The organism is Sphingobacterium arenae, from assembly GCF_014692505.1.
Taxonomy (GTDB): Bacteria; Bacteroidota; Bacteroidia; order Sphingobacteriales; family Sphingobacteriaceae; genus Sphingobacterium; species Sphingobacterium arenae.
On record NZ_JACNYK010000001.1, the window covers coordinates 1587565 to 1601720 of the forward strand.

Consider the following 14156-nt stretch of genomic DNA (forward strand, 5'->3'; position numbering starts at 1 on the left):
GTTTTAGAAGGTTATATCCAGACCTAGGTTAATGCGACGTACGGTGGGATACGCTCCACCACCTGCACTGGCCGCGAAGTTTGATTCCCTATCGTCCGGCATCTTTGTCCATAAAAGCAAATTATTTCCGTTTATATAGACTCTGCAGGCATTGATCCCTAACCTGTTTACGATTTTTCCACTGAGCGTGTAAGCTACTTCAGCATTTTTCAAGCGTACATAAGATCCATCATACAGATAGCGAGTAGCATTTCCGGCGTAAGGAATAAGTGTGCCCCACCTAGGAAGGGGAACATCGCCACCACCGTTTTCTTTCGTCCAGTAAGTACCTTCGACGAAAGCTACGTTAGATCCGGAATACGTGTTGAAGGTCGGAAAGTCTACCGTTCGAGATACATTATTCACTCCGTAGAATTGTACAAAAAGACTAATACCTTTCCATTCGCCCCCAATACTTGCATTATAGGTATTGTGTGGGGAACCCGAATAGCCGTAAGGTGCGGAATCGAATCGATCGATGATACCGTCGCCGTTAAAGTCGATAATGTTATAATCGCCTGGCAGCTTTAGATGGTTATTCGAGGTGCGTTCTGTGCTCCCGTATATATCATCCCAACTGGCTAAATGTCCGTGGTCGATATGGGTTCTATGTTGTCCCAATTGCCATCCGGCTTGCTTCTGATAAGCAGGTAATAACTCTGGATCATCTCGAAATAATACTTCATTAACTGCATGTGTCATGTTGGTGTTAGCCCATAAGCGCAGGCCGTTGGCAAACCGATGATTGAAATTTAACTCCAGTTCATAGCCTTGTCCGCGCACACTTCCAAGATTAGCTCTCGCCGCAGTTTGTCCAAAATAACTGGGAATAGCCCGTCCATTTCCGTCGATAATAATGTCGGTTCTTAAGTCCCGAAAGAAATCGACACTGCCAGAAAGCATCCCATTTAAGAAGGAGTAATCGATGCCCAGGTTACGTTTTTCCACATTCTCCCAAAAGATATTGGGATTACCTAAATCCGTAATCCGATAAAAAGTAAATGGGGTATTTTGAATAGGACTACCCATTTGTGCGTTACCGCCAAATGCCCATTGGTCTCTATACAGCCAACGTCCACTAACGTTGTCGTCACCTATTTTCCCCCAAGAAGCCCTTACTTTCAAGGTGTTTATAAATGGAAGGCCTTGCATGAATTTCTCATTGCTGATCACCCAACCGGCAGAAAGGGAGGGGAAGAAATCAAAGCGGTAATCCGGGCCAAACATTTCTGAACCATTGTAAGCGCCGTTTGCTTCAAAAAGATAACGGGCATCAAATGCGTAGGTAGTCCGAAATACCCAATCTTCCCGATAACGCGGAAACATGCTCCCAACAGCAAACTTTTCTCTTAAGAACAAGCCCATTACACCCACATTATGCTTATCGAACTGTCGGTTATAGTTTAATTGGGCAGAATAATTGATACGACGGTACGTTGCTCCTTTATCTAGGGCTCCAGAAGCGGTCGTCCACCGGATACGGTCGGAATAATCCAGTTGGGTGGACCCATCAACTTGTTCTTCCCAAGTTATATTGCCTGTTTCCGGATCAATCCATTTACGGGGAGGTCCATTGTATAGATCATTGACTCCCCTTTCATGTTCGACAAAGGTATTGTCTAGGGAGTAGTTAGCCCGGAAGCTAAGCCCTTGGGTAACCATACTCAAGTCTTGCGTAATAATAAAATCGGTTGTCAATTGGGTATTGGTGCGCTTTTCTAAACCGGAAACGGCTAGATTATATACTGAATTCGGAACATCATGTTCTCTAGGGGTATAATAGCCCCACGTACCGTCGGAATATATCGGACGCATCGCATCTGGAGACGATCGGTAGGCAGAGGCCCAGAATGCATTATCGGTTTGGGCAGCCGAATTCCAAGGAAATTGACGTACGCCGTTAGACCCAAATAGCTTCGTTGAAAATTTCGTCGTACTGGTTAGATTAAAGTCGAGGTTGCTGCGTACATTCACACGGTTGTAGCCATAATTGGAAGTATAACCCCGGTTGTTTTCGAAAGATTTGAATAAATCACCTTCTTTAACATAATCAACTGAACCGAAATAGGTGACAAAATCTGTTCCTCCGGATACGTTGGCATTCGCACCGTAGGACATGGCATGTGATCGAAAAAGTTCTTTTTCCCAATCCACATTGGGATATCGATCCCATTCCTCGGCATTGGCTGGATGCCGATATTTTAATAATATTTCTTCAGGTCGTATGTTTCCCCATCCGATTTGGTCAACGATAAGCTCATTCTCGATTACCCGATTACGCAGCGAAAGAGCATCATAGGCATCATATTTTGTTGGTAGTCGCGAGGCCACTTTTGCCGTGGTGTTCACGCGACCACGGATGACAGCCGTTCCAGATCGTCCCTGTTTGGTAGTAATAAGGATAACGCCATTTGCTCCTTTTACACCGAATACGGCGGTGGCGGAAGCATCTTTTAGTACAGAAATGCTTTCGACCGAGGCGATATCAATCCCGCTCATAGACCGTTCAACACCGTCGACTAAAATTAGGGGAGAGCTACTGTTCCAGGATGTTTGTGCGCGGATTAAGATCTGTGGATCTTCGCCACCCGGCATACCAGAAGAGCTCGATGTCACCAGCCCAGGCAAATTACCGGTCAAGGCCATTCCGAGGTTAGTGACGCCCCCCGTGCGTTCAAGCACTTCACCGGTAGTTTGAGCGATCGCGCCTACCAAACTTTCTTTCTTCTGGGTTCCGTATCCCACAACGATCGTCTCTTCGATCTGGATACTTTCATTGGTGATGGTAATACGGAACTGATCTTGATGACCTATCGTTACCTCGGTGCGGCTGTGGCCAACTTTGGAAACCACGATTGTATTTGCGTTTTGTGGCACCTGTGATAAGGTGAAAGCGCCGTTTACATCGGTAGACGCCACGATGTTGCTGCCCATTACAACAACATTCGCATTCTCTACGGGGTTTTGGTGTTGGTCTATCACAATACCCTGGATCGTTCGGGTATTTTGGGCGACAGCAATCGTCATGGAGCTGATCCAGCCGATAAAAAGGATGATCAGCGATCGACGGGAGAAACCATTCAAACGCTGCCAATATCTCCAATGAGAATTAGTAGATTCTATCATCATAGTTTATTTTAATTGATTATTATTTTAATAAAAGCACTTGTTAGTTGTCGCGCGATTGTGTGCCGTCTAATACATTGTTGATGAATAGGCCCACGGGTTGTGTCTGTTACGCATATTATTATTTTTGTTTAAATGGTTATATAAATTAGTTGTTGCTTCTCGCGCTAAATTTATCCTTATGTGCATCAGGACAAATAAAAAAACGCTGTTTCCGAGTTCTTTATTTCTGTTAGCAATGAAGATACTCTGGTTTATGAGGTTAAATGTCTATAAAACAATTTAAGAGCTCAAATTTTTGTGTTTCATTCTGATTTCTGTTTGTAACATGGTGTTTTAACGTTCATATTATCAGTCAGTTAAAATGTATTTTATGGTTTTGGTTCTTCCACAGTCTAGACGTTTTTTTTGGAAGGAGATAACGATGTTTTTACTTCTCGATGTTGCATATCCCTTTCTATTTATTTCAAATGGTGTCATTTTAAGGTTTTATGGGTTGGTGGTTATTTTATTCTGCCACTGCCTTTTCGTAAAGACGTGGACAAGTTTGTAATTTAGCGATAAGCTAATTAACGATATCCATACGATCAAGCCATTGGATAAGGAAGCTATAATTATTGCGGTCCAAAAGGTTCTGGATAGGAAAAATAAAAAAACGCTCATTATGATATATGTTAAACAGATTGTCACATTATTTCTAGCAATTCTTTCGTTCGGCTTTGTTTTAGGTCAACAGGAGGCTAAAAATTCTCGTGAACGGATTTTGTTATCGGATGATTGGAAATTCTTCCGTTATGAAAATGATGGAGATAGCCTTATTTATGATGTTAGACCGGAGGTAAAAGAAGATATTGACAAGCGGGAAGCAGACGCTAAACCTGTGGAGGGTGATAAAGCGACTACCGAAGCATTTGTACTCAAACCGTGGATATTACCATCAGGAAATGCATTTTTAAAAGATAAAGAAAAACACCACCAAATACCAGATGGTCACCCCGGAACAGACTTCCCTTTTGTACAAGCTGATTTTGACGATAGCACATGGGAGCAGATCACGGTACCACACGATTGGGCAGCTCGAGGTGAATTTTATAAAGGGTGGGATGTGCCTATTGGCGGAGGAATGGGGCGATTGCCCGTGCAAGGCGTAGCATGGTATCGTAAAAAATTAGAAATCCCATTATCGGATAAAGGAAAATCGATCTACTTAGATGTAGATGGTGCGATGTCTTATGCGATGGTATGGATAAACGGCAAATTGGCTGGAGGCTGGCCTTTTGGCTATGCGTCGTTTCGGATCGATTTAACACCTTATATTATCCCTGGTGGCGACAACCAATTGGCCATTCGTTTGGATAATCCGGCAAGTTCGTCGAGATGGTATCCGGGAGCGGGCTTGTATCGAAATGTATGGTTGACAAAAACTGATCCTATACAGGTAGATCAATGGGGGACGTTTATCCGTTCGATGAACGTGTCGGAACAGTCAGCCGATGTGACCTTAGATGTAACAGTAGCCAATAAGGGAAATGAACAGCGCAATATAAAAGTTATTACATCTGCCTATTGGATAGACAGGGAAGGGAAACGGCGTTCAAAGGCAGATTTTACGTTTCCTGAGCAGAGTAAGGTATTGCAAATAGGACGGAAAGCTGTTTTTTCAGCGCTTGCTACCGTTCGCAATCCCAAACTTTGGGGACCTGCCCCAGAACAGACACCACACCGCTATATAGCAGTAACGGAGGTGTATGTTGATGGTAATCTAGCGGATACCTATGAGACAAAATTTGGAATTCGATCTTTGGAATTTGATGGAACGAATGGACTTTTTGTCAACGGCCAGCATGTGATTATGAAGGGTGTTAATCAGCACCACGACTTAGGCGCATTGGGGGCAGCATTTAACCGTCGAGCCGCCGAAAGGCAATTGGAAATGTTGCAGGAGGTGGGATGTAATGCCATACGCATGGCGCATAATCCACCTGCACGCGAATTACTGGAGCTCACCGATAGTTTGGGTTTTTTGGTAGTGGATGAGATTTTTGATAACTGGAAATTACGTAAGACGCCGTTGGATTTTCATTTGATTTTTGACGATTGGCACGAACAGGATATTCGTGCATTTATGCGCCGAGATCGTAACCACCCATCGGTTATTATGTGGAGTTATGGTAACGAAGTAGGGGAGCAGTATACCGAAGATGAAGGCGCACAGCTTTCGGCCAAACTGAACGCCATCGTTAAAGAAGAAGATAGTAGCAGGCCGACAACAGTTTCGATGAATTATGCCAAAGCGCATATGCCTTTTGCATCCGTAGCTGATATCATTAGCTTAAACTATCAGGGAGAAGGTATACGAGATGCGCCAGCTTATCGGCACTTGAAAGGTATTACTGCTCCACCCTCGTTTGGGGCGTTTCGGGAAAAACATCCGAATACGATGATCATCAGTAGTGAAAATGCGGCAGCCGTCAGTAGCCGTGGAGAGTATTTTTTTCCGGTATACCCCGAGAATAGCGCACCTATAGACGAAGGGCAGGGAGGAAATAACGAACTGGCGCAAGTAAGCGGTTATGAACTCTATACGGTGCCTTTCGGCTCGAGTGCAGATAAGGTATTCGCAACGATGGACGAAAATCCTTATGTAGCCGGTGGATTTGTATGGACGGGCTGGGACTATATTGGTGAACCAACGCCTTATTATCAGTCTAAGAGCTCTTATTTCGGAATGATTGATCTGGCAGGGTTTAAAAAGGATCGTTTTTACCTGTATCAATCTTATTGGAGACCAGATTTCCCGATGGCTCATATTCTGCCGCATTGGAACTGGCCCGAGCGGATTAATGATACGGTTCCAGTACATGTATTCACTTCTGGTGATGAGGCAGAGCTATTTTTAAATGGTAAATCCTTGGGACGTAAAATGAAAGAGAAAGGCGACTATCGTTTGCGTTGGGATGACGTGGTATACCAGCCGGGTGAATTACAGGTGATTGCTTATAAAAACGGACAAAAATGGGCGGAGAATAAAGTTAGAACGACAGATGCTGCCGTTGCGTTGCGCTTAACAAGTGATAAGCCAACAATTAAATCAGACGGAGAAGATTTGATTTTTGTAACGGTAGATGTGGTGGATGATCGCGGTGATATTGTGCCGCGTAGCAACCAAGATTTAATCTTTACTATTGAGGGTCCGGGTGAAATTGTGGCGACAGATAATGGAAATGCGAATGATCTGGTATCGTTTGCATCACTGGAACGCAAGGCGTTTAACGGAAAAGCACTGACGATAATACAGGCAAAAAAAGGACAGACAGGAGCGATTAAAGTAACGGTAAAATCGGGACATCTAAAAGGTGGCAACCTCTTACTGGAAGTAAAATGAGTAGGCTAAACATGACATTTATACAAATAAATTAACCATAAAATAATGAAAGACTTTATACTATTACTACTGTTAACCCTGACTGGCTTAAATGCGCTGGCAATAGATCATAAAGGGATAACCTCCCATGAATTGTCAGCTAGCCGATTCACGCTGATTGAAAAAGGCATATCGAGTACAATATTAATCGATCAAAACGATGATAAAGGGGTAATGATTGCCGCCCAGAATCTCCAGGAAGATTTTGCGAGAGTTTCCGGCAGTCGTGCGCCGCTCATATTCGAGCCTAATGGGAACCGTTTGATTATAATTGGCACGTTAGAGAGCCATTACATCAAGGATTTGATAAAGAACAAGAAAATTGATGGAACGCAACTGCATGGTAAAAACGAAAAATACTTGATGACCGTAGTCGATAATCCTTTAGGAGGTGTAAAGGAAGCGTTAGTGATCGTCGGCAGTGATAAGCGCGGCACCATATACGGTATATACGAGCTGTCTGAACAGATGGGTGTTTCTCCTTGGTATGATTGGGCGGATGTGCCGGTCCAACCGCAACAGAATTTAGCGATTGATCGGGGGCAACATACGGCGGGTGAACCGGCTGTAAAATACCGCGGAATATTCTTGAACGACGAAGCCCCTTGTTTAACAGGCTGGGTAAAGCATACGTATGGGACGAATTACGGCGACCACAGGTTCTACGGCCGTGTATTCGAACTAATTCTCCGCTTACGCGGTAATTTTTTATGGCCTGCGATGTGGAGCTGGAGCTTCTACGGGGACGATCCGGAAAATAGTAAACTAGCCGATGAGATGGGAGTCATTATCGGTACCACGCACCACGAGCCGATGGCGCGTAACCATCAGGAATGGGCAAGGAAGCGAAAAGACTACGGCGTGTGGGATTATAGCAAAAATCAAACGGTGATTGATCGCTTTTTCCGTGAAGGGATTGAGAGAGCGTCCGGTACGGAAGACTTGATCACTATAGGTATGCGTGGCGATGGCGATACACCGATGGGAGGTAAAGAAGGCGAGGATCACAACTATGTAGCGCGTGACGAAGAAAATATCAAACTGCTGGAGGAAATTATCAAAAATCAGCGTCAGATCATAAAGGATGTAACGGGCGAAACCCCGGAGAAAACACCACAGGTGTGGGCTATATATAAAGAAGTACAACGTTATTTTGATATGGGATTAAGACCACCCGATGATGTCATCATGCTACTTTGTGACGATAACTGGGGGAATGTACGCCGCCTACCTCAAGGAGAAGAAAGAAATCATCCTGGGGGATGGGGCATGTACTACCATTTCGACTATGTAGGTGCGCCCCGTAATACAAAATGGTTGAATGTTAGTCCAATTCAGAACATATGGGAGCAGTTGCAACTGACATACGATTACGGCGTAGACAAGCTTTGGGTAGTGAACGTAGGTGACTTAAAGCCCATGGAATATCCGATTACTCTTTTCTTAGACATGGCTTGGAATCCGAATAACTTCACGATAGATAACCTCCTAGAACATACACGCGAATTCTGCGCCCAGCAGTTTGGTGAAAAGCAGGCAGATGAGGCGATGCGTATTCTAAATCTGTATAGTAAATACAATGGACGTGTTACCCCTGAAATGCTCGATCGTCATACCTATAATATCGAGACAGGGGAATGGAAACAGGTATCCGACGAATACATCAAGCTCGAAGCCGAAGCGCTTCGCCAATATCTTACACTCCAGCCGGAATATCGAGATGCTTATAAGCAACTGATCCTGTACCCCGTACAAGCGATGGCAAATCTATACACCATGTACTATGCGCAGGCAATGAATCATAAGCTATATAAGGAGAACAATCCGCAAGCAAATAATTGGGCAGACAAGGTTGAAGAAGCATTCAAACGCGATGCGGAATTAAGTTACGATTATAATCACGTGATGTCTGACGGTAAATGGAACGGCATGATGACCCAAAAGAAAATTGGATATACGTCGTGGAATGATAATTTCCCAGAAGATACATTGCCGGAAATTTACCGTCTGGAAAACCCCGAAGAAGCGGTTGGGGGATATGTTTTTACAGGGAAGGATGGTGTTGTCGTGATCGAAGCGGAGCATTATTTTGAAGCTGATAACGCATCGGAAGCAGAGTGGACCGTTATTCCGCATATGGGACGTACCTTGAGCGGTATGGCATTGATGCCTTATTCGAAACCCGTCGAAGGAGCGTCTTTATCTTATAAGATGCAGATTCCGAAGGACGTCACCGAAGTGAATGTGCATGTGGTCGTTAAATCGACTTTGGCATTTCACGATGGCAAGGGGCATGAATACATGGTGGGATTTGAGGATGGTACAGAAAAAATGATAAACTTCAATGCTGACCTGAACGAAGAACCGGAAAATGTTTATAGCGTATTCTATCCTACGGTCGCTCGCCGTGTGGTGAAAAAGGAAGCGAAGTTTCAAGTACCCAACACGGTTGATGGTATGCAGACATTAACCCTGAAACCACTGGACCCAGGGATCGTATTCGAAAAAATAATTGTTGATTTTGGCGGCTATCAGGATACTTATCTTTTTATGGATGAGTCGCCAAATAAGCGGATTTCAAGGGAAAACGCGAAAGATTAGCCGACGGAACAGTGTTTGGGAGCTTATGGTCATATACCATAAATTAACAACTATAGAAATAGATAAACATGTTATGAAAAAGATCATTTTAATCTTAGGAGCCGTACTGATATGGGGTGCTTCGGACGCACAAGATGTGAAAATTGCGCCGGCGGGATTCGATGTACAGCGATCCGATATTGCCCACGGTAAAATAGATACCGTCGAGTACAATTCTAAAACGGTAGGGGTCAAGCGGAAGGCATTAATATATACCTCGCCGGGGTATGATAAATCAAAGGAATATCCGGTGTTGTACCTGCTCCATGGCATAGGAGGAGATGAGTTGGAATGGTTTAGGCATGGTGTGCCACATATTATTTTGGATAATTTATATGCAGACGGAAAAATAGAGCCGATGATCGTGGTATTACCCAATGGCCGGGCGATGAAGGATGATCGGGCAACCGGCGATATCATGGCCGGGGATAAAGTAGAGGCCTTTTCTACTTTTGAGCGTGACCTGCTCGATGATTTGATTCCGTTCGTCGAACAAAAATACGCAGTAAAAAAAGATCGGGAACATAGAGCCTTGTTGGGTCTGTCTATGGGGGGCGGACAAGCGCTAAACTTCGGATTGGGAAACATGGATGTTTTTGCTTGGGTGGGTGGTTTCTCTTCGGCTCCAAATACGCGGACGCCTGAACAGCTGTTGCCTAATCCACAGGAGGCGAAAGATAAATTAAAACTTCTTTGGATTTCCTGCGGAGATCAGGATAGGTTGATGCGATTCACAGAGCGCACCCATGAATATTTGGAAAAGCATGAGGTTCCTCATATTTATTACATCGAACCGGGAGGGCATGATTTTAAGGTATGGAAAAATGATCTATACCAAGTGAGTCAGCTTCTATTCCAATAAAAACCTATTCTTAACGCGATAATATGAATATAGAAATAAGTTTGCGTGCATCGGCCATGATAGGATTATGGGTTATGATGCTATATAGCGGTAACACATATGGGCAAGAGACTAATCAACTCAAACTTTGGTACGACAAGCCGGCAGACGCGAAGGTTTGGGAACAAGCATTACCCATCGGCAATGGGCGTTTGGGAGCGATGGTATATGGCATACCACAGCGTGAAGAACTGCAACTCAATGAAGAAACCATCTGGGGAGGTGGGCCTTATCGTAACGACAACGAAAAAGGAGGGACAGCATTGGCCCAAATTCAACAGTTGATCTTTGACGGAAAGACGGGTGAAGCGGACAAGCTCATCAATGAGACCTTCTTCACAAAGACACACGGAATGCCTTTCCGAACCGCGGGAAGTGTCTTATTATATTTTCCTGGGCATGAAACTTATAGCAATTATACGCGTGAGCTAGATTTGGAAAAAGCGGTAGCGACCGCTAGATATACCGTAGATGGTGTGATCTATACCCGAGAAGTATTGTCATCTTTTGCAGAAGACGTTATTGTTATGCAGTTAACGGCAAGCAAAAAGGGCGCGTTAAATTTCACGGTAGAATATAATAACCCCGCTGAACATAAGGTTTTTAAAGAGGGCAATTGTTTAGTGCTAGAAGGGAAGGGAGCTACACACGAAGGGATTGAAGGAAAAATTGTATATCAAACACATACGACCGTCAAGAATAAAGATGGTAAAGTGGCCTTGACAGATAACAGCCTAACAGTATCTGATGCGAGTTCTGTTGTGCTCTATATCTCGATCGGAACCAACTTCGTGGATTATAAAACGGTTGACAACAACCAAAGCTCACGTGCGGCCGACAAACTTGCACAGGCTATACAGAAAGATTTCCGAAAGGCACAGCAAACGCATACGGAACGTTATGATAAGCAGTTTGGTCGTTTTTCGTTGGACTTGGGAAAATCCGTAGATTCCAAACGTACTATGACCGAGCGCATAGCGAATTTCAAGAGAACGCAAGATCCGGCATTGGTTGCGCTATTGGCGCAGTTTGGGCGCTATCTTCTAATCTGTTCGTCGCAACCCGGCGGACAGCCAGCGAACTTACAGGGACTTTGGAATAACTCGATGCACCCAGCTTGGGATAGTAAATATACCATCAATATCAACGCCGAAATGAACTATTGGCCGGCCGAGGTGACTAACCTTTCCGAAACACACGAGCCGCTTTTTCAGATGGTCAAAGAACTCGGAGAAAGTGGTCAAGAAACAGCTAAAAAGCTGTACGGCGCAGATGGTTGGGTAGCGCACCACAATACGGATATTTGGCGCGTAACAAGTCCTATAGATTTTGCCGCAGCCGGCATGTGGCCAACCGGTGGAACCTGGTTGGCACAACACCTATGGGAGCACTATTTATACACAGGTGATCGGGAATTTCTGCGTGAAGTGTATCCGGTTATGAAAGGAGCAGCAGACTTTTTATTGACAACCCTGATTGAACATCCTAAGCATACAGACAAAGGTTGGTTGGTTCTTTCTCCATCAGTCTCACCGGAACATGGACCTATGTCGGCCGGGGTCACGATGGACAATCAATTGGCTTTTGATATGTTGACCCGTACGGCACTAGCGAACGAAATATTGGGGGGAGACGCCTCGTATAGAGCAAAGATTCGAGCAACAGCCGAGTGTATCCCGCCTATGCAGGTGGGGAAACACACCCAACTGCAGGAGTGGCTGGAAGACCGTGATGACCCGAAAAGCGAACATCGACACGTATCGCATCTTTATGGTTTGTATCCTAGTAATCAGATTTCTCCGTATCGGACGCCCGAACTTTTTGAAGCGTCGCGTAACTCGTTAAACTACCGGGGGGATATGGCAACGGGTTGGTCGATCGGTTGGAAGGTTAATCTCTGGGCGCGTCTTCTGGATGGCAACCATGCGTATAGAATCATCAATAATATGCTGACGTTGGCGGACGGTAAAAATGAAGACGGACGAACGTACCCGAACCTGTTTACGGCACATCCGCCTTTTCAGATTGATGGTAATTTCGGCTTGACGGCGGGCGTGGCGGAGATGTTAGTCCAGAGTCATGATGGAGCGGTACATGTATTACCGGCACTGCCGGATGTCTGGCCGGATGGTTCTGTGAAGGGGATCAAGGCGAGGGGAGGGTTTGAATTGGACATGCGCTGGGAAAACGGTGAAGTACAAGAAGTAACGGTGGCTTCGACTATCGGAGGAAACTTGCGTTTGCGTTCGTATGTACCATTGACGGGTAAAGGACTGCAGGAGGCTTCCGGTAATAACCCAAATAGTTTATTAAATGCGGTCGAAGGTGCTGAAGTTATTGTTTCGGAGCAGGCTTCTTTGAAAGGAAATGACTTACAGAAGGTTTATGAGTACGATTTGGCTACGATAGCGGGTAAAGAATATAGTTTCTATAAAAAATAACACGATAATCCATGAATAGATTTTCAACCATTTTAAAAACGTTTACCTGTATAGGGTTAATCGGTATCTTTGGCGTTTCCTATGCGCAAAAAGCGAAAAATCCGATAATTTTCGCCGATGTGCCGGATATGTCCATGATTCGTGTGGGAGATACCTACTATATGAGCAGTACCACGATGCACATGAATCCGGGGCTCCCGCTGATGAAGTCCAAAGATCTGGTGAACTGGGAACTGATTGGCTATGGCCATACATCGCTGGCGGATATGGACGAACTGAACCTGAATAACGGGAAAAGCACGTATGGTCGGGGTACATGGGCCAGTAGCATTCGATACCACAACGGGAAGTATTACGTGAGTACATTTGCACAAACTACCGGCAAAACCTACGTCTATATAACCGAAGATATAGAAAATGGCCCCTGGGAGGTCAAGAAGTTTGAACCCATGATGCATGATCATACGCTCTTTTTCGAGGACGATAAAATATACATGATATGGGGTGGGGGAAAGCTTAATATCGTCGAACTGCAACCTGATTTTTCGGGTATCAAACCCGAAACGCAACGTGTACTGATCGAAAACGCAACCTCGCCGAGCACCCCCGCAGGTACAAAAGGCGGTCTACCGGCGGAGGGATCCCAACTGTTTAAAGTTAACGGAAAATACTACCTGTTCAATATATCATGGCCGCCGGGCGGAATGCGTACCGTGATTGTACATCGAGCAGATCAACTAGAAGGGCCATATGAAGGTCGTGTGGTTCTACAGGATAAGGGTGTCGCACAGGGTGGACTTATCGATATGCCTAACGGAGAATGGTATGCTTACCTATTTCAAGACTACGGCGCGGTAGGCCGGATTCCGTTTATGGTTCCCGTGAAATGGGAAGATGGCTGGCCTGTTTTGGGCATAGACGGTAAGGTGCCGATGGAATTGGATCTTCCGGCTAGCAAAGGGCTTATACCCGGCATTGTCCATTCCGACGACTTCAGTCGAAAAAATGGCGAGCCTGATTTACCACTGGTGTGGCAATGGAATCACAATCCGGCAGATCATCTTTGGTCGGTGAGCGAGCGTAAGGGATATCTGCGTCTGAAAACGGATCGTATAGACGAGAACTTCTTACAGGCAAGGAACACGTTAACGCAACGCACAATAGGACCAACATGTGTGGGAGCTACGGCGATAGATGTGTCAAAAATGAAAGACGGTGATTTCGCAGGACTTTCTCTCCTGCAAAAAAACTATGGCTTGGTTGGTGTACGTATGGTAGACAATAAAAAATCACTGGTAATGGTCAACGCGACAACCGGGACACCCGAAGAAGTTGCGAACATCCCTGTAACCCAACAGACACTATATTTAAAGGCCGAATGCGATTTCACAAATAAAAAAGATGTGGCTAATTTCTTTTATAGCTTGGATGGAAAAAAATGGAGCCCCATCGGAACGGAGTTAAAGATGGCTTATACTATCCCGCACTTTATGGGCTATCGTTTTGGTTTATTTAATTATGCAACAAAGACTCCTGGTGGATATGTCGATTTTGATTATTTCGAAATCGGTCAATAATGAATGGC

At 44.8% G+C, this 14156-nt stretch carries 6 protein-coding genes; 5 read left to right on the forward strand and 1 reads right to left on the reverse strand.

The window, feature by feature from the left end; genetic code table 11:
• Positions 1-3: 3 nt before the first annotated feature.
• Positions 4-3168, reverse strand: coding sequence for a SusC/RagA family TonB-linked outer membrane protein (locus tag H8B17_RS06110; RefSeq protein WP_223816381.1), 3165 nt, complete (start codon positions 3166-3168; stop codon positions 4-6).
• 661 nt (positions 3169-3829) lie between these two features.
• On the opposite strand from H8B17_RS06110, the gene galB reads away from it, so the two are divergent.
• The 5 genes from galB to H8B17_RS06135 all read left to right on the forward strand — a co-directional run bounded on the left by galB (position 3830) and on the right by H8B17_RS06135 (position 14148).
• On the forward strand, positions 3830-6550 hold the full coding sequence (gene galB / locus H8B17_RS06115; protein ID WP_190308233.1) for a beta-galactosidase GalB: 2721 nt from the start codon (positions 3830-3832) through the stop codon (positions 6548-6550).
• Between the two features lie 45 nt (positions 6551-6595).
• Positions 6596-9190, forward strand: coding sequence for a glycosyl hydrolase 115 family protein (locus H8B17_RS06120; RefSeq protein WP_190308234.1), 2595 nt, complete (start codon positions 6596-6598; stop codon positions 9188-9190).
• Between the two features lie 73 nt (positions 9191-9263).
• Positions 9264-10091 (forward strand): alpha/beta hydrolase, encoded by an 828-nt coding sequence (locus tag H8B17_RS06125; protein ID WP_190308235.1) that lies wholly within the window; start codon positions 9264-9266, stop codon positions 10089-10091.
• Positions 10092-10114: 23 nt separating this feature from the next.
• Entirely contained in the window at positions 10115-12571 is a 2457-nt protein-coding gene (locus tag H8B17_RS06130) for a glycoside hydrolase family 95 protein (protein ID WP_223816382.1), read from the forward strand.
• 11 nt (positions 12572-12582) lie between these two features.
• On the forward strand, positions 12583-14148 hold the full coding sequence (locus tag H8B17_RS06135) for a glycoside hydrolase family 43 protein (protein ID WP_190308236.1): 1566 nt from the start codon (positions 12583-12585) through the stop codon (positions 14146-14148).
• Positions 14149-14156 lie beyond the last annotated feature (8 nt).

What these genes read in the sequence shown, in the direction of transcription:
- H8B17_RS06110 (WP_223816381.1), bottom strand. Translation starts at nt 3,168, where the DNA reads ATGATGATAGAATCTACTAATTCTCATTGGAGATATTGGCAGCGTTTG.
- galB (WP_190308233.1), top strand. Translation starts at nt 3,830, where the DNA reads ATGATATATGTTAAACAGATTGTCACATTATTTCTAGCAATTCTTTCG.
- H8B17_RS06120 (WP_190308234.1), top strand. Translation starts at nt 6,596, where the DNA reads ATGAAAGACTTTATACTATTACTACTGTTAACCCTGACTGGCTTAAAT.
- H8B17_RS06125 (WP_190308235.1), top strand. Translation starts at nt 9,264, where the DNA reads ATGAAAAAGATCATTTTAATCTTAGGAGCCGTACTGATATGGGGTGCT.
- H8B17_RS06130 (WP_223816382.1), top strand. Translation starts at nt 10,115, where the DNA reads ATGAATATAGAAATAAGTTTGCGTGCATCGGCCATGATAGGATTATGG.
- H8B17_RS06135 (WP_190308236.1), top strand. Translation starts at nt 12,583, where the DNA reads ATGAATAGATTTTCAACCATTTTAAAAACGTTTACCTGTATAGGGTTA.